Origin of the sequence: Caldalkalibacillus salinus, assembly GCF_016745835.1 — a bacterium.
Taxonomy (GTDB): domain Bacteria; phylum Bacillota; class Bacilli; order Caldalkalibacillales; family JCM-10596; genus Caldalkalibacillus_A; species Caldalkalibacillus_A salinus.
Genome location: NZ_JAERVL010000001.1, coordinates 198636 through 219577 on the forward strand (window position 1 = coordinate 198636; position 20942 = coordinate 219577).

Genomic DNA, 20942 nt, shown 5'->3' on the forward strand with positions numbered 1-20942 from the left:
AACATGAATATTAAGGTTCACACATTCGAGGGGCCTCTAGATCTTCTTCTCCATCTCATAGATCAGGCTGAGGTCGACATTTATGATATTTCCGTTGCGGAAATCACAGATCAATATATGGCCTATATCCATAAAATGCAGCAGCTAGAGTTAGAAATTGCCAGTGAATTTCTCGTTATGGCTGCCAAACTGATTGCCATGAAGAGTCGAATGCTACTGCCTCAACAGGAAGAAGAATGGGATCCGTTAATGGATGAAGAAATGGACGAAGTAGACCCGCGGGAAGAGTTAATCCAACGGTTAATAGAATACCGAAAATACAAAGGTGTGGCCGAACAGCTAAGAGAAAAAGAAGTGGCTAGGAGCCAAGTCTATACCAGGCCAGCTGAGTCCATCACTCAAATGGAACATCAGGATGAGAACCCCGTAGCGAATGTGAGTTTATTTGACCTGCTAGATGCGTTTGAATCAGTGCTTGAAGACAAAGCAGCTTCAACCATATCTAAGATTGACCGAGAAGAAATTTCAATAGACGAGCGAATGTCTGAAATCATGACTTTGATAGAGTATAGAACCTCTGTCAGTTTCCGGCAATTATTCGAAGCCAAATGGAACAAAAATTATCTTATCGTGACGTTCCTCTCTCTATTAGAATTGATGAAAAAGAAAATGGTCATATGTCACCAGGATGCTTTGTTCTCAGACATCATGATTTCACTGTACTCGGAGGCGAAGTAGATTGGAAATAAACGAAATGAAATCCGTCATTGAGGGACTTATTTTTGTTTCAGGTGATGAAGGTATTGAATTAAAACAACTTGCAGATGTATTAGGACTTGATAAAAAAACAACCAAAGATTTAGTTGAAGAGATGAAACAAGAGTGGCAGAAACAGCGCCGGGGTGTCCAAATTATTGAAGTGGCAGGTACTTATCAAATGACAACCTTACAGGAGCATGCCCCTTACTTTGAAAAGCTTTCTGCCTCACCGACACACGCCACACTATCCCAAGCGGCATTGGAAACGTTAGCGATTATCGCATACCGTCAACCTATGACCAAAACAGAAGTAGAAGACATTCGCGGGGTAAAAAGTGATAAGGCCATCACCACATTGATGAAAAAATCGCTGATTAAGGAAGTTGGACGTATGGAAGGCATCGGACGTCCGATCCTGTATGGTACAACCAAGGCTTTTCTAGAGTATTTTGGCTTAAAAAATGTAGAAGACCTACCGATGTTGACGGACAGTACCAACTTGAAAGAAATCGAAGAAGAGGCTGACTTATTATTTAAAAAATAATATTAAACTGTATATGTTCATATCGTTATTTTCCTATTCAAGCATACCTTGGGTAGGGATTTTTTTATGTTCTAGAAGAAATGACAAGCCCATATACATGTACAAACAATGGGACAAGTGGAGGAAAAGCGATGAAAAGACATGATCGGGTAAGAAGTCGGAAGCGTCGTTACTTAATGATACTGCTAAGCTGCATACTACTGTTTACTGCTCAACCTCACATAGAAGCAAACAAGCCTTTTGAGGTTTCGGGTCATGCAGCCATTTTAATGGATGTGGAGTCGGGGCGTATTTTATACGAAAAGAATATAGACGAACAAATGCGCATTGCCAGTATCACAAAGATCATGACCGCCATCATTGCTATAGAGCAGGGAGTCTTAGACGACAAAGTTGAAACCACCAGTAACGCTTATAAAGTTGAGGGGTCATCCATATATCTTAAATTGGGAGAAAAGTTAACGCTAGAGGAAATGCTTTACGGGTTAATGCTACGCTCCGGTAATGATGCCGCAGTGGCGATCGCCGAACATATAGGGGGATCTGTGGAGGGGTTCGCTTTCTTGATGAATCAAAAAGCGGCGGAGCTTGGGATGTCACGTTCGGTATTTAATAACCCTCATGGTCTAGATTCGCATGAGGAACATTATTCTACTGCACGGGATATGGCTCTACTGACGGCTTACGCTATGAAAAATGAGACGTTTAGCGAGATTGTGAAATCAAAACATGCCTCGGCATCTCTTGAAGGTGAATCTTGGAACCGATCCTGGCGTAACAAGAATAAATTACTGAGAATGTATCCATACGCTGATGGTGTTAAAACGGGTTACACCCAACGAGCGGGACGAACATTAGTGTCTTCCGCAACAAAAGATGGGCATCGTCTCGTTGCGGTCACTCTGAACGCATCTGATGACTGGAACGATCATATGCGCATGTTCGAATACGGATTTGAAGTATATGACTCTGTTCCTCTAGCGATCAAAGGGGAAGAAATCGAACATAGGGAGCTAGCCCAACACAAAGGGACATTTAAAGTGATGAATGATTTATATTATCCGCTTTCGGAATCGGAAGACTATCGGAAAAGAATCGCCATACACCCCGCATTTGAGTCTGAGAAATTGGAAAGCATTCCTTACCCGGCTGGGTATATTCATTATTTCGTAGGTGAACACGAAGTTGGAAGAGTGCCTGTAGTATATACGCCCGAGAAACCAACGCCCGGTCTATGGCAGCACCTGAAAAATATATTTCTCCTAGTCGCCGGGGGGTTAGGGGGATAACATCTAACACGTCACTTAAGCTGGTAGGAGGGCATTCGTGTGGTTAACGTCATTTGGATGGGGCTCATTTTGATTGGGATTTTGGTTGCTGCCATCACGGGAAATATGGAAGCGATCAACGAAGCGGCATTTGAAGGGGCCAAGGTAGGGGTGACCATCTGTTTTGGTCTGATCAGTGTTTTGGTGTTTTGGTTAGGGATGATGAAAATCGCAGAAGAAGCAGGATTACTAAGGTTATTTGCTCGAGCACTGGGGCCCGTTGGCAGGTTCTTGTTCCCAGACGTACCTAAGGATTCACCCGCCATGGGATATATTTTATCTAATATGAGTGCGAATCTATTCGGATTAGGAAACGCAGCCACACCGATGGGGATAAAGGCCATGGAAGAGTTACAAAAGATTAATCCCAATAAAGATCAAGCATCACCAGCTATGATCACGTTATTAGCCCTAAATACCTCTAGTATCACCCTAATACCAACGACGATTATTGCCATTAGAATGAACTATGAATCAGCTAATCCTGTTGAAATCGTAGGTACAACAATACTAGCCACCATGTGCTCAACCGTGGTCGCGATTCTTTTGGATAAATGGTTTCGTTACCGAAACCGGCATCACATATAGGGAGATGTTTAAGTGAGACACGTAACCATTCAAAGATGGACCCTGAGGGTACAAGGTGACGAAGGTGATGAGACATAGTCGCCATAGTCGACGGTATAAAGGGGGATTTTAAGCATGTATAACATGGTCACAACCATATCTCTATGGGCTATTCCAGCTATTATTGTTCTGATCCTTCTGGCGGGGGCCGTGAACAGAGTGCCTGTCTATGAAACCTTCGTAGAAGGAGCAAAGGATGGCTTCGATACTGCAATCAAGATTATCCCTCATCTCGTTGGAATGATGGTGGCCGTTTCTATATTCCGTGCCTCAGGAGCATTGGATTATATTATCAAAGCGATTTCGCCCATACTCACCGCCCTACAAATTCCTGCGGAGATCGTCCCACTTGCGCTCATACGTCCGATATCTGGTACTGGGGCTTTAGCTATTACAACCAATATTATAGAAAACTTCGGTCCCGACTCGTTCCTAGGGAGGCTCGCTTCAACGATGCAGGGGAGTACAGACACAACGCTCTATGTTATGACCGTTTACTTTGGGGCAGTAGGGATAAGAAAGGTAGGGTATGCGTTAAAAGTAGGATTATGGGCTGACATAGCTGGGGCCGTGGCTGCGATTGTGATCGTCACACTCGTCTTTGGTTAAATAGGATAAATCTACTGTAGGACACTCATAAAGGGTGTTCTTTTTCATTTTTTCGTCAATCCTGAATAAGGGATGTCGCTTGAGTCTCACTTGTGGAACGGGTATCATGGACGTGAGGTGAAGACGTTGGAGAGATTACAGAAGATACTGGCGCGTTCAGGCGTCGCATCGAGAAGAAAGTCCGAGCAACTGATTCTAGAAGGTCGCGTGAGTGTTGACGGTCATACCGTGACTGAACTCGGGACCAAGGTAAATCCAGACCAGGTGGACATTAAAGTCGATGGACAACCTATAGTAGAAGAGTCAACTGTCTATTACTTATTTCACAAGCCAACAGGCGTTATCACAAGCGTACATGATCCTCAAGGGAGAAAAGTGGTCCTAGACTATTTTCAGGACATCAATCAACGCATTTATCCGATTGGAAGATTAGATTTTGACACGTCAGGGTTACTTCTTCTGACTAACGATGGTGCTCTTGCACATAAGCTGATGCATCCTTCGTTTCATGTCATCAAGGGATACCTTGCGACAGTGAGCAGACACCCCTCAGAAGCAGCGTTAGAGTGTTTAAGAAAAGGGGTGACGCTTGAAGATGGTCCTACTGCACCAGCAGAAGTGAAACGTATCAGTGATGACCATAAGCAGGTGCGGTCGACGATTAAAATTAGCATACACGAGGGACGTAACAGACAAGTGAGAAGAATGTTCGAGCAAATTGGACATCCTGTAATCAAACTACACAGAGAAACTTACGGTTTTTTGCAGTTACATAACCTCAAATCTGGGCAGTATCGTTCTCTCACACCGAAGGAGGTTAATAACCTGAAAGAGCTCGCTTCAAATCAGGCTTGACGTCACATAACTTTCACAAATCCCCCTGAAGGGTTGAGGTTTGTATCTAGTATAATGGACTTAGAAGAGGAAAAAAGGAGGGCGCAACAAGTGAGAGATAAACGTACGCTCTTGCGTTTTTCAGTTTTAATTGTCATTTTTCTGGCCCTTGGTAGTGCGTTTTATACTGCATATATGAGTGAACAAGGACCGTTACCCGTTGGGGAAGAGGTACCCGATTTTGAACTAGAAGCATTGGACGGCGACGTCGTTCGTTTAAGTGATTTTAGAGGAAAAGCAGTTTTCGTCAATTTTTGGGGAACGTGGTGTGAACCTTGTAAAGTAGAAATGCCACTTATGCAAGAATATTACGAGGAGAATGGAAATGAAGCGTTTGAAATATTGGCTGTCAACATACGAGAATCAGAACTAGCCGTCTCATCTTTCGTCAATAAGAGAGACCTTACTTTTCCTATTCTCTTAGACCGGCATAACAAGGTGACCAACTTATATAACGTGGGCACGCTACCGGCCTCTTATTTTATTGATGCCCAAGGACGTCTCGTTGATTACCATGTAGGCATGCTTGACGAAGAGTCCATAGAAGAATTGGTGGAAAGTGCAGTCAATGCACAGGAATCATAAGGCTTCAGACGTACGTTGGAAAGAACAGAACGGTTTCGGCAGCCCCGAAGGTTGCTTTGTAGCTAAAAGTAAAGCTATCCTATGGTCTTAGAGCAGAAAGTTGGTGAGTAACAGTGTTAGATCAAATTAAATGTGAATGTGGACATGCCAATCCACCAGGTACAGAAATTTGTGAGTCTTGCGGTAAACCCTTTGACGGGTCGGATGATTGGAATAAAACATTAAATATGAGGTACGAAGGTGCTGCTAGGCGCTCACAAACACATACAGCAACCGTCATTGATCATATATGGCATTTCTTTTCTTCAGTAAAGTACGCCGTCTGGATGATTGTCATTACCCTAATCGCTTCTATGTTTGGGACGATCTACCCTCAGCAATTATATATTCCTTCTAACGTAGATCCCTATGTCTATTACCAAGAGGAGTACGGTCAGCTAGGCTACGTCTATGTCTTATTTGGTTTTCATAATTTATACAGCTCTTGGTGGTATATCCTACTACTGACGATGATCGGAATATCATTGGTGATTTGTAGTATTGACCGTGTCGTGCCCTTGTATCGTTCACTCAAACGGCAAAGGGTGACGAAACATACGTCCTTTCTTAAGCGTCAGCGTATTTCAGGTCACACAGAGGTAGAAGACCATCAACAAGTCTTCTCCAAAGCGAAACAAGCACTAAAAGAAAAAGGCTATCGTGTACGCGCAGAAGAGCATGCCCTTATGGGTGAAAAAGGTAGATTCAGCCGATGGGGACCTTATGTCAACCATGTTGGGTTAATCATATTTTTAATTGCTATTTTGATCCGTATCTTACCCGGTTTCACTGTGGATGAGGATGTATGGGTCAGAGACGGAGAAACGGTGCCCGTCCTTGGGACGGATAACTACTACGTTGAAAGTAAAGGTTTCTACCTTGAGACGTATGAAGACGGGGATTTCCCAGCCTTAGAAGATGTGCGAGATAACCAACTCCTGCCGAAGGAATTTAGGACTGAAGCCGTCTTATACGAACAGATTGAAAATCCACAAACAGGGGAAAAGGAATTACAACAGGTCGCGGAACATTCGATTACTGTGAACGACCCTCTTGTACACGATGGCTTAAAATTATTCCAAGCGAACTATCGTTTGAACGAGTTTAGTGAATTTTCCTTTGATCTTGTGGACACAGAATCACAAGAGGCGCTTGGCAATATGAGTATTGACCTGCATGATCCTCAACCGACATATGAATTCGATAATGATATGACCGTTCACATTATACAGTACTTTCCAGACTTCGTGATGGGTGATGATGGTGAGCCAACCACTAGAAGCAGTGTACCCAACAATCCATCCTTCATTTTTGAGGTAGTCACGCCTGAAAATCCTGACGGGGAACGAAGCTGGGTTTTCTTAGGTAAAACGGTTGTAGAGCCTGGTGCAGATAATCGTTATGAATTAAAATTAAGTGACGTAAAGCTCAATAGTGTCTCAGGATTACTCGTGCGTCAGGACGTCAGTATTCCTTACGTCATTGTTGGCGGGATTATCGTTATGATCGGTTTGGTGATGGGCTTTTACTGGCAGCATAGACGTATTTGGCTCCAAGCTGATGGGCAGAACGTATGGATTGCAGCACACACCAATAAAAATTGGTTTGGGTTAAACAATGAAGTATCATTTGTGGTTGATCGAACAGGGATTCCGATAGATAAGGACGCCCTGGATAAGGAGGCAAAGCATGAACACACAACTGATTGAATTAAGTAATACTTTTCTCTTTATTGCCTTTTTTATCTACTTCTTAGCCGGCATCATCTTTTTCATTTCTGTAGTAGGAAGAAAATGGTCAAACCGTGATGCCGATGAACATAAGAGACAATGGGGGAGGTTTGGGCTCATACTCACCTATATGGGCTTGGGTCTGCACCTCGTTTTCTATATCCTCAGATGGACGGGGCAAGGCCACGCCCCAGTGAGTAACATGTTTGAATACATGCAGTTTCTGGCCATGATGACGGCGGTCGGATTTGTGATTATTCACAAGATCTATAAAATATTGTCCGTTGGTGTTTTCGTGCTACCGCTTGTGGTCACCCTTTTAGGCTGGGCTTCCGTTTTTGACAAAACCCCACAGCCATTAATACCTGCTTTACAAAGCATATGGTTAAAATTGCACGTATCAACCGTTGCTCTGTCTCAAGGCATTTTTGCCATATCATTTGCGGCAGGACTGATGTACATTATCCGCACCGTTAGTCAAAAAAGATTAGATAAGAAAACTTTCACACTAGAAGCGTTTCTAGCCATCGTGCTCATGCTCGTTGGATTTATTATCACCACATCAACGTTTAGCGGTATGGGGTACGAAGTCACCTTCGAATATACGAACGAAATAGATGAACTGCAGGAGCTTACGTATCATCTCCCTGCTATCGCTGGTCCTTACGATGGCTTTACAATGCTCTCTGAAAATCGTATGAACCCCATTATTCACACGCCGTCTTGGATGCAGGGGGTGGATGCGCCCCGTAAATTCAATACACTGATATGGTCTGTACTCTCAGGGCTTATCTTGTACGGTTTGTTGCTCCTGATCCTTCGTCGTAGGTTAGGGGCTGCTCTACAACCTTTATTATCTGAGATCAAACCGACGTTACTTGATGAAATGCAGTACCGTGGGATTGCCATCGCATTCCCTATCTTTACTTTAGGCGCTTTGATCTTTGCGATGATTTGGGCAGAAGAAGCATGGGGACGTTTCTGGGGTTGGGACCCTAAGGAAGTTTGGGCCTTGATTACTTGGCTATTCTATAGTGCTTATCTACACTTAAGGTTATCAAAAGGCTGGCATGGCTCAAAGTCGGCATGGCTAGCCGTTACAGGTTTTATTATCATTATGTTTAACCTCGTGTTTGTGAATCTCATTATTGCTGGATTGCACACCTATGCGTCTGGAGGATGATAGTAATGGAAAATGAAGTACGTATACTTGTTGTTGATGACGAAGAAAGAATACGTCGGTTGTTGAAGATGTATTTAGAAAGAGAAGGGTACATCATCGAGGAGGCGGAAAATGGGGAAGAGGCCTTAGATAAGGCATTACAGGTTGATTATGACTGTATTTTACTCGACTTAATGATGCCTGGCATGGATGGTGTAGAGGTTTGTGAAAAACTTCGGGAGAAAAAAGCCACACCTGTCATTATGATCACCGCTAAGGGTGAAGAAACGAATCGTGTGCAAGGGTTTGAAGTAGGGACTGACGATTATGTTGTCAAACCATTTAGCCCTCGGGAAGTGGTCTTTCGGGTTAAAGCCGTCCTGCGCCGTTCATCACCAACGGCTTTTCTAGACATCGAGCAAGGCTCAGCGAATGTGATCGTCTTCCCACACATCACCATTGACCAGGATGCGCATCGTGTCACCTCACACGGTGAAGAAGTCAGTCTCACACCGAAAGAGTATGAACTGCTTCTCTACCTTGCGAGTTCTCCAAATAAAGTATACTCACGAGAACAGCTCTTGAAAGATGTGTGGCAATATGAGTTTTTTGGGGATCTACGTACAGTCGATACGCATATCAAACGACTCAGAGAAAAACTTAATAAATTTTCAACTGAAGCCGCAGATATGATTTCTACCGTATGGGGTGTAGGCTATAAGTTAGAGGTTCCGACAGAGTGAACGTTCTCTGGCGGAGTGTGGTTGGTAAACTATGGATGACGATTATCGGGTTGGTGACCGTTGTCCTGTTAATCCTGACCATGTTATTAGTGCAGTTCTTCGATGGCTTCTACTATGATCAGCATTCCGAAAACCTGAAAACAATGGCTAATAAAGTATCGGTCATTTTTGAAACGTACGATGATAAAAATCGGGCTTTACAAACGGCGAAAGAGCTAGTAGAGGTGTCAAGAACAAGTCTAACCGTCCTCGCCCCAGGCGGTATTGTACAAGAATCTTTTGACGAGAGAGTACAAGATATTCACCCTCAAGTATTTGTGAGCGACCCTCAATTACAAAGGGTGTTTGAAGAAGGGATTCCCATTGTTGAAAGGGGACACTTCTCCGTCACCAATACTGAAGAAGAGATCTTTGAAATTGACGGGATTATCGTCGGTGTCCCCTTGATAATGAATGGCCAGCAGAGCGGAGCGGTCTATCTTTATCAAAGTCTTGAAGTGATTAACAAGACCACGAATGAAGCTAAGAAGCTGATTCTATACGCGGCGGGTATCGCCATTGTTCTCACCACTGTGTTCGCTTTTTTCCTATCCACTCGCATTACCGCACCATTGAGACAGATGAAATCGGCTGCTGTTCGTATGGCAGAAGGTGATTTTAAATCACGCGTATCGCACTTGACCAATGATGAGATCGGTGACCTCTCCCATACCTTTAATCATATGGCCGCACAACTTAATGACTCTATTCACGCTCTATCGCAAGAAAAAGAACAATTATCTAACATATTGAGGAGTATGGCAGATGGGGTCATGACGCTTGACGATAAAGGAAACGTCGTTTTGATGAACCCTCCGGCAGAAAACATGCTCAATACATGGCGTTATGAAGAGAGTGTCACCAACAAAGAGGCTTTACCTAAGGTTTTTATGAATATATATGAAAAGGTTATTGAAACAGAAGAGGAACATGTTGGTGCCATTTCAGCTCAAGGCCGGTACTGGACCATTATCATGGCACCATTATACAACAAAGAAGTGATTCGAGGGGCTGTCGCCGTTATTCGAGATATGACGGACGAAAAAAGATTAGATAAACTACGTAAAGACTTTCTAGCTAACGTCTCTCACGAATTACGAACCCCCTTATCCATGATGCAAGGATACAGTGAGGCGCTTGTTGATGATATTGTGGCCTCTCCAGAAGAGCGAAAGGAACTATCAAGTATTATCTATGATGAGTCTGTGCGCATGGGACGGCTAGTCAACGAGCTCCTCGATTTAGCCCGTATGGAGGCTGGGCATGTGGAGTTGAAGCTTGAAAAAGTAGAGGTCGATCCTATTATCCAAAAAACAATCAAGAAATTCATCAACTTAGCGAAAGAACAGGAGGTTGTTTTAGAAAGCAACCTCGTCAATACAGAACATTTGTATGAGGTTGATGCGGACCGTCTAGAGCAAATCCTTACGAACCTTATAGATAATGCCATTCGTCATACCTCTAAACATGGTTATGTGACGGTTTCATCTCATGAGGATGACCAGTACCTTTATTTATCCGTAAGAGACAATGGAGATGGTATCCCTGAAGAAGACCTGCCGTTTATTTTTGAACGATTTTATAAAGCAGATAAAGCTCGGACGAGAGGAAAGTCTGGTAAAGGAACAGGACTAGGGCTATCCATTGTGAAACATCTCGTAGAAGCTCACGGGGGCCAAATTCAGGCTCACAGTAAAGCAGGAGAAGGCACAACATTCTCTATTCAATTACCGAAAGCATAATTCGAAAGCGTGGTATCACGCTTTCTTTTTTTGTATACCAAAGCATAAAATAGGACAAGCCTTCATAATGTGAATGTAAGATTTATTTTTTAGGGGGGGCATACGGTCCATGAAACGAAGCAAAAGGATCATAAAAAGAAAAGATGCTGCATGTTTTCAGGCCATATGGTTCATTGTATTGTGGATGGGCATGCTCATTTTTTATCATATACCGGCCCTACATTTTGAAAAACCTGGTCAATATGCTTTAGTGGCTTATTTGACTTTATGTTTATATCATTCAATCCAGTCTATTCCTTCTTTTTGGTATCTTTTTCAATTATGTATGGTTAAATGTGCAGATTATATACAAGAGACACATGCTCAGCAAGCTTCGACTCATAAAAACACGCATCCCATGGCAAAATATATACAGCACTACGCATCAAGGAGGGAACGTGTTGAAAAAATGCTTGATACTGCTACTCACCATAACGTTAGTTGCATGTCAGGGACCGAACCAGGGGACGGAACAGCAAGCGCAACAGGAAGGCAAAGCTGGAGGGGGTCAAACACATAAAAACGTTGTATTTATTATTTTAGATTCTTTTTCAAGTGAGCTGATGGACCGAGCACTTAAACAGGACAAGGCGCCGGCCTTACGGTATTTAAAGGAGCATGGACAGTATTATAAGAACATGGTCACTCCTTTTCCTAGTATGTCTGTTAGCGTTGAAAGTAGCCTTGTAACCGGTAAGCATCCTCATGAACACGGTGTAAGAGGTCTATCTTGGTATCTACCTCAAGAAGCGCGTATGGTTAATTACGGTTCTTCTTTTTACAGTTTAATCGCTAAGGGGGGCATTGACGGTGCACGAGAGGGGATAAACGATGCACTGTTTCACTTAAACCAAACCCATCTCAGCAAAGATACGCCCACAATATTTGAGACTTTAGAAGAACAGCAGGTGAGAACGGGTGCCATTAATATGTTGATTTACCGTGGCCATCACTCACATCAACTGAGCTTACCGTACGGTATCGAAAATATATTAAACTTGCCCGATAAATGGGAAGTAAAAGCACCTGAAGTGTTTACACTTGGACGGTTCTCTAAAAGCAAAGACATCCAACAGGTTAAAGAAAATGATCACCTGTTGGCCAAGTTAGGCTTAAACGATGAATATGCAGTCAAAGCGTTTGTATCACTTGTTAAGCATGATAAACAACCCGATTTGACGATGCTTTTTTTACCTGATTTTGACCATTTAGAACATGAAGAAGGACCTGAGAACGTAGATAGATTCTTAGCAGTTGAGCAGGGTATTCAGGATATCTTGAATGCTTACGATAGCTGGGAAAAGGCACTAGATGAAAACATCTTCATCGTTCTAGGTGATCATGGGCAAGTCAAAGTACAAGATGAAGAAGCTGAAGCCGAAATAGATTTACATCAAATGTTCCATCAGTATCAGGTGTCACCTCTTGAAGACCCAGATCAAGGTGACGTGACGTTGGGCGTTAACCAACGGATGAGTTATGTGTATGACGTCCATCAGCAGGGTCTATTGCCTAGGCTCGCGCAAGAAGCGTCCCAGGATAAAAGGGTTGATATTGTCGCTTGGCAGGAGCAGGATTGGATACAAGTCCGCTCACCAGAAACTGACGCTCAATTTCGCTTTAAAGCAAACGGGGAGTGGGAGGATGAGTACGGCCAGTCATGGACGATTGAAGGCAATCCTGAAGCGGCTGATCTCCAGTTGGATACACATAACAAACACATTACATTTGGAGATTACCCTGATGCTCTTCAGCATATCTACAGTGCCTTGCAAAATCAACCAGTCCCAACACTTATACTCTCAGCAAAACCGGGCCACTCCTTTTATGCAGAAGGGATTCCAACGCATCCAGGTGGGGCAGACCACGGTGGTTTACATGAGCAAGATATTTCCTCGGCCATGATCGTGGCTGGGACAGACCAGTCACTAGAGCAACCTAGGGTTGTGGACCTTAAACAGTATATCATTAGTCTGCTGACAGATAAGAAAGTTAAAAGAGATGGTGTTCAAAACCAGAGTCATAATGAGAAAAATAAAAAACAGCTGGCCAAAAATGGGAAACAAAAACAACATAAAAAAGCCAATGTCGCCCGCGAAACAAAACGCTATATGCTATCAATCGATGGGGTTCAAGATTGTGTTGTTGTAGCGATGGATGAGGATATTTATATTGCCCTACAGCCTCAGCAGTTTCACCGTTTTCGTTTACCGGAAATGAGAAAAGAAGCACATCATTTAGCGCGATCAACACATGAAAAATATCGCGTGCATGTATCGACTGATTGGAAGGTGTACAGAGAATTAGAGAAACTTAAACAACGCTACCAGCAAATGAAGGCAGACGACTTGCGGAAGAAGTTAGACAAAATTGAAGACAGCATGAGAGGTTAATGATTGAATCCTTCGCTTTTCCATGCTAAGATGTAAGTACTTTACTATGGACTGAAGGAGCGTCATGAATGTTTCCAAGACGAGTAGGATTAGCAGTTTGGTTAAACAACACAAAAATGGCAAGACACTTACGTCGTTTTGGCAATGTGCATTATGTCTCGAGGAAAATGCGATATGCTGTTGTATACGTAGACCAAGCTGACTTAGACCATAAAGTACAAAAGATAGAACAGTTTAATTTTGTTAAAAAAGTGGAACGCTCCTATAAGCATGAACTAAAAACTGAGTATCAGAACGCCAAACCGGACAAAGCAAAAGAATACGATTATAAAATGGGCCTTTAGTGCAGAAAACGTTGAGAATAGGAAACGTTCGCCCATAGAGAAACTTGATCATAAAGCTGTCCTCTCACTCACTGGAGTTGAGGACAGTTTTTTGTTTGGCATTTTTTTCACTGAAACGCTGAAGACTCAGAAATGCGATATGGAGGTATGTACTGGAGGGTTTATCTAACCCTTTATGACTTTATGAAGGTCTTCTTTCCCTCATAGGGTTGCTTAAAGAAGACTTGAGTAAGAGCGGCCGTAGCATCCCAAGATCGCATTATAAACGAGTATAAGTCTATTGGTTAGCGTCATGGGAGTACGGAGCTACCTTCTTCCCCCTGCATTTGTAGAAGCTAAAAAAATGAGATCTCCGTCATATTGTTGAATGATCATGCATATATTGATGTCAAAAGCTTGTCTCAGCATGTGAGGGACCTAGTCTTTTCTCAAATATACTAAGGTGATTATATCAGCCAAATGAGAAGGGGGATCATAGTGAAAGATTTTTTAGATAAAAAAAGATGGAAAGATTTGAAGATGAACGCATCATACAAATGGGCCATTGCTATTGCCGTTTTCATTCTGACGTTAACCTTCATTTTAACGTATCGATACGTAGGATCGGCTAGCCCAGCAGGGGTAGGACAAGGTGTCAGTAAAGGAGATGGACAAGCCCTTTCAATACAAGCCACAACCGAGGAACAGATAAAAGAAAGAAAACCACTGACGGTAGGCATCGCGCAAAAACCAGCCTCACTAAATCCGTTTGACGTACTAGATGGTCCAGCGCTCACGATCCAAAATACCATGTTTGAGGGACTACTGACGTACACTGAAGATATGGCACTCCAACCCCTCTTGGCAGAAGATTATCAATTAAGTGAGGATGCCACGACCCTAACCTTTGAATTAAGGGAAGGTGTGACTTTTCACGATGGGACAGTTTTTAATGCTGAAGCCGTCAAGGCTAACCTAGACTATGTCAGGAACGAAGAAAACGATATGGAAAGAGCCACCTTTTTCTCCTTTATTGAAGAAGTGACCGTTGATAATGAATTTCGTCTTACGATTAAAGCGACTCATCCCAATTCAGCTATGCTATCATACTTTGCACATGACGCGGCTGTATTTCTTTCGCCCAAACAAATTAAAATGAAAGAGCAAGATAGAACACATGAAATCCAACCGGTTGGGACAGGCCCGTTTAAACTAGTAGAACAAGACAAAAAGGATGACATTATCACAGTCAGGCCTTACGAGAAACATTGGAAAGGCGAACAACCGAACGTCTCCAGCATTGCTTTTATTGCCGTTACAGACATCGATAAACGAATCGATATGTTAAAAAGTGAGGCCTTGGATGTTGTCCTATCGTTGCCTACGAATGAAGCAGACAAACTGAAGCAGCACCCTGAATTTAACATTCATACAGTCCCTTCACATAACGTTTTTTATATAGGCATGAACTTGAAAAATCAAAAATTTAAAGAGCAAAAAGTGAGACAAGCCCTAAATTATGCCGTAGATAAAGAGACCCTAATCAAGGAAGCCCTAAATGGCTTCGGCACTATTGCCGACTCAGCTATTGCCCCACAAGTGTATGGCTATGCAGCTCAAAGGATTTACGACTATGACATTGAAAAATCAAAAACATTGCTAGCTGAAAGCTCAGAGAATGACTTTACATCTGTATTATGGACGAGGGATGAGCCCGAGTTTTTATCTGTAGCTGAACATGTGGCCGCCCAACTTGACGAGATCGGAATTAACATCAACGTTCAGGCATACGACAGCAATACCTTCTTTCAACAACTTGATTCTGGAGAAGGGACAGAGCTATGGCTCGGAAGGTGGTCGCCCGGTACAGGTGATGCGGATTGGGGGTTACGCCCTAACTTTAGCTCAGCTCACGTCCCTCCAAACTTTAACAATGCAGGTTACTATATTAACCAGGAAGTAGACGAACAGTTAGACCAAGCCATCATAACCGCTGACATGGATAAAAGGTTGAATATTTACGGAGACATCCAACAAACCATCTACGAAGAGGCGCCATGGATATTTCTCTACGTCCCCGACGAAATCGTCGCAACGAGCCAACAGGTCAAAGGTATTACCCTTCAATCAACTGGCGTTGTCGACTTCAAGGACACATTCAAAGAATAAAATACTCCTCGATTCAAACCATAACTATGTACTGACGTACATGGCTATGGTTCTTTTATTAGCTTAGGTTTTTAAACAAAACCCTACCCCGAGCGAAGTGAAGCGGCTGCCCCTTCGAAGCAACCTTTGAGCGAAGCTCGAGTTGCGGAGGAGGGTAGCAGTCACTAGTGGGAAGTGAACGAGTGAAGCAACTAAGTACTACCAGATTCCCATTCGTGATACATTATATGTAAGACTCCAAAATTGGAAAGGAGGAATACGATGAGAACATTTATGTTTGTCATCTTTGTTCTCCTCATCACCTACCTGGTCTTCACATTTATTACTGATGTCTTAAGAAAAAAATTAAAGAAGAATACAACGCAAGCAGATATTCATGGCATCATTATTCCAGCTATTGTAGCCTCGCTTGTGGCACATGGGTTAATAAGTAAAACTGAGTCTGAAGAGCTTGACGGAGCAACTTTTGAGGAATTAGAAGAATATCTCGTCACACATGATGTCTTTGCTTCACGTGTGGATATAAAAGATTGGATTTTCGATCAGCCAGAACTTGTGGCACAAGACGGTTTATTTGACGGGATAGATGCTCTTGATTAAACTAGTGATGTACAAAAAATCGGCCATCTATCCTATCCAGGGATAGATGGCCAAATGGGAGAGGAGAAACCGGAGGAAGAGCTTATGGGGAAACGTAAGTCTTCTCCGCGGTTGTCTACGACATCTTATCGATGCCGACATTCCTATTATGGACCGTATCATTAAATTTATACCTTCAAAATCAATTTTTTTATGATAAGCTAAATAAGCTAGGACTTCAACACATGATGTTTTTTAACGAGTTAGAGAGGAAATGGAATGGTGATGATATGCGAGTGATCTCTGGTAATCATAAGGGACGCCCTTTACAGGCTGTTCCAGGAAAACTCACGAGGCCCACGACTGACAAAGTAAAAGAATCAATGTTCAATATGCTAGAGCAACATGAGTTTAATGGAGGCGTTGGCCTAGATTTATATGCTGGTACAGGTGGGTTAGGAATCGAAGCTTTAAGTAGAGGATACACTAAATTTATATTTGTGGATGTGCAGCGAGCAGCAATCAAAGTGATCCATGAGAACTTAGCATCGCTCTCTCTAAAGAACCGAAGCGAAGTGTACAAGAATGACGCGTTCCGAGCACTCAAAGCACTCACAAAACGAGACATTTCCTTTGACCTTATTTTTCTTGATCCGCCATATGCCAAGCAGGATATACCGAAGCAGATTGCTTTTATTGAGGATCATCATTTGCTCAAGCCCCAGGGCATTGTTATTGCTGAAACGGACAAGACTGTTCAGCTCCCTGTACAAAAGGGTAAATTAATATTGTGGAAACAACAACACTACGGAGATACCGTTATACGTTTATATAGAGAAGAAGGGGGAGCATAACATGGCCACCGCCGTTTGCCCAGGAAGTTTTGACCCAATTACATACGGACATTTAGACATTATTCAAAGAGCGGCAAGGGTATTTGATCATATCATAGTTGCTGTAGGGAATAATGCCAATAAAAAATCGCTGTTTACCGTTGAACAGAGAATGACGCTTATCCAACAGGTCACGAAGGACATACCCAACGTTGAAGTGGATTCCTATAATGGTCTGCTTATTGATTTTATGAGTAAGAGAAACGCTCGAACCATAGTTAGAGGGTTAAGAGCCGTTTCAGATTTTGAGTTTGAAATGCAGGTTGCTTCTATTAACAAGAAAATTGATGATTCTATAGAGACCTTTTTTATGATGACAAACAACAACTACTCGTATTTAAGCTCTAGTATTGTTAAGGAGGTCGCTATGTATCATGCTTCAGTGAGTGATCTGGTTCCTCCCGAAGTAGAGGAGGCCCTTATGGAAAAGTTTGGGCAGAGATAAGCCTATTCTTGAGGATCCTGATCTTTATGCACTTTATTCATACCTTATCTAATGAAAAGGCGGCTTTGCACCATGGCAAGCCGCTTCTTTACGTATATCACCTTTTTATCGTTGTTTCTTTGCTAACTGTTGCAGTAGCATAAGAATTGTCAACATACAAAACACGAATATTGAAGCGTATATAAAGTAAGTGTAGAAGTGCCATGCTTGCATGTACCGTTCGGTCGTGTACGTGAACGCTGGTATATCAACTCTTTGGATAAAGGCTTGAAAAGGTTGCCATAATAAGTACGTTAACAAAGCTGCGAATATAGCGTGGAAGAAACGGGCGATCACATAGGGTTTGTAACGGATATCCGTTTTGGCAATGAAACTTGTCACCTGGGCATGGACAGATAGGCCACTCCAAGCAATGATGGCACTGGTCATCGCCACTTTATGGACAAGTGCGATGTCCTTTAACTCACTCGCCCACTGTGAACCTAGTGTAATTTCAAATGTACCAGCGACAAGAGGCAGGCTTAATGATGAGTGTAAACCAAAGGGAATCAGGATCATCTTGTACAGCATAGCTAGTAAAGCGCTAATGCCGACGATGTTCAAAATGTTAATAATAACAGAAAATATAATGATAAATCCTCCGATCAGCAGTAGAGTTTGGATAGAGGATGTCACGGCATCTCCAATTAGCGCTCCGAACGTACGACCGTCTTTCATTCTAGCTCTATGCATGTCTTGCAACGCGCGATATAAGACCGAACGTTTCATTCTTGGCCTTCTTTCTTCACTTGGTTGGTCTCGATATCCGTGATACCGCATCAACAACGCAACGAGGAGGGTGGCAATGTAATGGCACAGGGCAATGATAATGCCCAGAGTGACATCTTGAAAAAAGCCAACGGAGACAGCACCAAACATAAACAATGGACCTGATGTCCCTGTAAAGGACACGAGCCTTTCCCCTTCTATGCGTGACACGAGTCCCTGCTCGCGTAGCTGAACGGTTAACTTTGCGCCCATAGGGTGCCCAGAAGCTAGGCCCATTGACATCACAAAGCCACCTACACCCGGTACACGAAATAAAGGGCGCATCAGAGGTTCTAAAAGTGTGCCAATAAAATGTACAACCCCAAAACCAATGAGCAATTCAGCCGTAATAAAAAAGGGAAGTAAGGCTGGAAAAACGACGTCCCACCAAATGGTGAGCCCTCTTAGAGATGACTCGTAAGCTTGTTTAGGAAAAGCAATAATGAGTATAACTAATAAGAGTGAGAATAGCGCTAAAGTAGCTGTCTTTATATAAGCTGTATGTTTCATTCAAGAACCTCCGCAAAAAGGTTAGGCTTGTATATATGTACGTGTCTTTTCAAAAAAATAGACCTCATAACTTTTTAGTCATGTTTTGTCCACATATACAATAGCAATAGAAAAGAGAGGTGACAGAGGTGAATGGAGAACACGCATAATAGTCCCAAGGTCGGGTTGGCATTAGGGTCTGGTGGTGCGAGAGGTCTTGCTCATATTGGTATTTTAAAAGTATTCGAAGAGCATCACATCCCCGTCGACCTTATAGCCGGCAGTAGTATAGGCGCACTTGTTGGTGCTTTGTACTCTGTAGGCCATACGCCACAACAGATGAGTCAATTTACAACCCATTTTCCACAGAAATTTTGGGTTGACTACAGTGTACCTAAGATGGGCTTTATCAAAGGGGACAAAATTAAAGAGATCATGAGATTACTCACAAAAAGACAGCGTATTGAAGACGCTAGTATTCCATTAAGTATCGTTGCAACTAACCTCCAAAAAGGTGAGAGACGCGTATTTAGTGAAGGACCTATTGCTGAAGCGGTGAGAGCAAGTATCTCTATACCTGGTATTTTTGTACCAGAGAAGTTAGATGGCGAGTACTACGTTGATGGCGGTGTCATTGATAGAGTGCCTGTATCAGTGGTCAAGAAAATGGGAGCGGATTTCATAATAGCCGTTGATGTATCCTATTATGAGGCCACTCATCCCATTACTTCCATCTTTGATGTCATCGCACAGTCCATCGATGTCATGGAGCGTGAAATATTACGCTATAGCATGGTGGATGCAGATATTATGATACGCCCTCAAGTAGGCCATTATAGTATTAATCATTTTTCAGAAATTGAGGCACTCATAAAAGAAGGGGAAAAAGCAGCACAAGAGCTTGTGCCTCAAATAAAAGTCATGTTAGAGAGTGGAAGGGAGAATCAATCATGAATGTAAAACAGAAAAAGTTTTTACCCATTGCTATTATTTTGGTTGTATTTGCGGTGGCTTACTTTTATCCTCTTCCTTATTTCGTTTCGGCCCCCGGAGAAGCCATGGAATTAAGTCCGATCGTAAAAGTAGAGCAAGGATATCCAGAGCAGGGGTCCTTTATGCTGACAACCATTAGAATGGGGGAAGCCAATATATTTAATTACGCCTTAGCTAGGTGGGATGAATATCGGGATATTGTCCCGAAGGAAGTTTTACTTGCGCACTATCAAAATGAAGAAGAGTTCACACAGCGTCAAATCCAGGTCATGGAATCTTCAAAAGAGAACGCCATCGCCGTTGCTTATGAGTTGGCAGGCCGTGACGTTCAAATAGAATACAAAGGCGTCATGGTCGTATCGACCATAGAAGATATGCCAGCAGAGGAACATTTTCAATTTGGTGATATCATCACTCATGTCGATGGAGAAGAAGTACACACGGCTGAAGCTTTAATCAAATACCTAAAGGACAAATCGCTTGGTGATGAAGTCACTATCTCATTTACACGAGAGGGCGAGTCGATGGAAGCCATGATTTCACTAGAAGAGCTCCCCCTGACTGAAGATGAAGAAACACACGAACATCAACCGAGAGCAGGAATCGGTATATCGACAGTCACAAAGAGAAATATGGAGGTTGATCCACCTGTTGAAATTGAAACGTCACGAATTGGCGGACCTTCTGCCGGTTTGATGTTTTCTTTAGAAATTTATAACCAACTCACAGAACACGATATCACAAAAGGATACCGTGTTGCTGGAACCGGTACAATCGCCCCCGATGGCATGGTGGGACGTATAGGTGGCATTCACCAAAAAATTGTAGCAGCAGACAAGGCAGGAGCCGAAATCTTTTTTGCCCCCCATGAGGAGGGAGCTGAGGAATCGAACTATCAGAGGGCCTTAACAGCAGCCGAGGACATCGGAACTGAGATGAAAATTGTACCTGTCGACTATATTAAAGACGCGCTTGATTACCTCAGTGAGCTACCTGTTCACAAATAAAAAA

20 protein-coding genes are annotated in these 20942 nt (G+C 42.8%); 19 read left to right on the plus strand and 1 reads right to left on the minus strand.

The annotated features are described in order from the left end of the window. Positions 1 to 3: 3 nt before the first annotated feature. The 17 genes from JKM87_RS00925 (at position 4) to coaD (ending at position 17642) form a co-directional block, all read left to right on the plus strand. A complete protein-coding gene (locus JKM87_RS00925) occupies positions 4 to 738 on the plus strand; it encodes a segregation and condensation protein A (protein WP_202076854.1) in 735 nt (244 codons plus the stop codon). Between the two features lies 1 nt (position 739). Beyond that, on the plus strand, positions 740 to 1303 hold the full coding sequence (gene scpB, locus JKM87_RS00930; RefSeq protein WP_202076863.1) for an SMC-Scp complex subunit ScpB: 564 nt from the start codon (positions 740 to 742) through the stop codon (positions 1301 to 1303). Between the two features lie 131 nt (positions 1304 to 1434). Beyond that, entirely contained in the window at positions 1435 to 2592 is a 1158-nt protein-coding gene (locus JKM87_RS00935; RefSeq protein ID WP_236838488.1) for a D-alanyl-D-alanine carboxypeptidase family protein, read from the plus strand. Between the two features lie 39 nt (positions 2593 to 2631). Then, the gene (locus JKM87_RS00940) at positions 2632 to 3219 is read left to right on the plus strand and encodes a nucleoside recognition domain-containing protein (protein ID WP_202076864.1); all 588 of its coding nucleotides are present in this window, start codon (positions 2632 to 2634) and stop codon (positions 3217 to 3219) included. Positions 3220 to 3333: 114 nt separating this feature from the next. Then, positions 3334 to 3867: a spore maturation protein gene (locus tag JKM87_RS00945; RefSeq protein ID WP_202076865.1), complete on the plus strand. Its 534-nt coding sequence runs from the start codon at positions 3334 to 3336 to the stop codon at positions 3865 to 3867. A gap of 126 nt (positions 3868 to 3993) precedes the next feature. After that, positions 3994 to 4722: a pseudouridine synthase gene (locus JKM87_RS00950; protein ID WP_202076866.1), complete on the plus strand. Its 729-nt coding sequence runs from the start codon at positions 3994 to 3996 to the stop codon at positions 4720 to 4722. 90 nt (positions 4723 to 4812) lie between these two features. Next, positions 4813 to 5346, plus strand: coding sequence for a thiol-disulfide oxidoreductase ResA (gene resA / locus JKM87_RS00955; protein ID WP_202076867.1), 534 nt, complete (start codon positions 4813 to 4815; stop codon positions 5344 to 5346). A 113-nt stretch (positions 5347 to 5459) separates the two neighbouring features. Then, positions 5460 to 7094 (plus strand): cytochrome c biogenesis ResB family protein, encoded by a 1635-nt coding sequence (resB, locus tag JKM87_RS00960; protein WP_202076882.1) that lies wholly within the window; start codon positions 5460 to 5462, stop codon positions 7092 to 7094. Beyond that, positions 7075 to 8298, plus strand: a complete 1224-nt coding sequence (ccsA, locus tag JKM87_RS00965; RefSeq protein WP_272899159.1) for a cytochrome c biogenesis protein CcsA — start codon at positions 7075 to 7077, stop codon at positions 8296 to 8298. Before resB ends, ccsA begins: the two co-directional genes overlap by 20 nt. Positions 8299 to 8303: 5 nt before the next feature. Further along, positions 8304 to 9020, plus strand: coding sequence for a response regulator transcription factor (locus JKM87_RS00970; RefSeq protein ID WP_202076884.1), 717 nt, complete (start codon positions 8304 to 8306; stop codon positions 9018 to 9020). Positions 9021 to 9037: 17 nt separating this feature from the next. Further along, on the plus strand, positions 9038 to 10801 hold the full coding sequence (locus JKM87_RS00975; RefSeq protein WP_336885107.1) for an ATP-binding protein: 1764 nt from the start codon (positions 9038 to 9040) through the stop codon (positions 10799 to 10801). Between the two features lie 440 nt (positions 10802 to 11241). Next, positions 11242 to 13233, plus strand: coding sequence for an alkaline phosphatase family protein (locus JKM87_RS00980; RefSeq protein ID WP_202076886.1), 1992 nt, complete (start codon positions 11242 to 11244; stop codon positions 13231 to 13233). 68 nt (positions 13234 to 13301) lie between these two features. Further along, entirely contained in the window at positions 13302 to 13577 is a 276-nt protein-coding gene (locus JKM87_RS00985) for a YlbG family protein (RefSeq protein ID WP_202076888.1), read from the plus strand. A gap of 477 nt (positions 13578 to 14054) precedes the next feature. Beyond that, complete coding sequence (locus JKM87_RS00990) at positions 14055 to 15725, plus strand: ABC transporter substrate-binding protein (protein ID WP_202076890.1); 1671 nt, start codon at positions 14055 to 14057, stop codon at positions 15723 to 15725. A 261-nt stretch (positions 15726 to 15986) separates the two neighbouring features. Continuing rightward, a complete protein-coding gene (locus JKM87_RS00995) occupies positions 15987 to 16325 on the plus strand; it encodes a hypothetical protein (RefSeq protein ID WP_202076892.1) in 339 nt (112 codons plus the stop codon). A 269-nt stretch (positions 16326 to 16594) separates the two neighbouring features. Beyond that, positions 16595 to 17158: a 16S rRNA (guanine(966)-N(2))-methyltransferase RsmD gene (gene rsmD / locus JKM87_RS01000; RefSeq protein ID WP_202078005.1), complete on the plus strand. Its 564-nt coding sequence runs from the start codon at positions 16595 to 16597 to the stop codon at positions 17156 to 17158. A 1-nt stretch (position 17159) separates the two neighbouring features. Then, positions 17160 to 17642: a pantetheine-phosphate adenylyltransferase gene (coaD, locus tag JKM87_RS01005; RefSeq protein WP_202076893.1), complete on the plus strand. Its 483-nt coding sequence runs from the start codon at positions 17160 to 17162 to the stop codon at positions 17640 to 17642. A gap of 105 nt (positions 17643 to 17747) precedes the next feature. Here the strand turns inward: coaD and ylbJ are convergent, their stop codons facing one another. Then, entirely contained in the window at positions 17748 to 18959 is a 1212-nt protein-coding gene (gene ylbJ, locus JKM87_RS01010) for a sporulation integral membrane protein YlbJ (protein ID WP_202076904.1), read from the minus strand. A 132-nt stretch (positions 18960 to 19091) separates the two neighbouring features. Between ylbJ and JKM87_RS01015 the strand changes: the two genes are divergently transcribed. Then, the gene (locus tag JKM87_RS01015; protein WP_202076914.1) at positions 19092 to 19892 is read left to right on the plus strand and encodes a patatin-like phospholipase family protein; all 801 of its coding nucleotides are present in this window, start codon (positions 19092 to 19094) and stop codon (positions 19890 to 19892) included. Continuing rightward, positions 19889 to 20938 carry a SepM family pheromone-processing serine protease gene (locus tag JKM87_RS01020; protein ID WP_202076916.1) on the plus strand — a complete coding sequence of 350 codons (1050 nt, stop codon included), beginning with the start codon at positions 19889 to 19891 and terminating at the stop codon, positions 20936 to 20938. Before JKM87_RS01015 ends, JKM87_RS01020 begins: the two co-directional genes overlap by 4 nt. Positions 20939 to 20942: the final 4 nt, after the last annotated feature.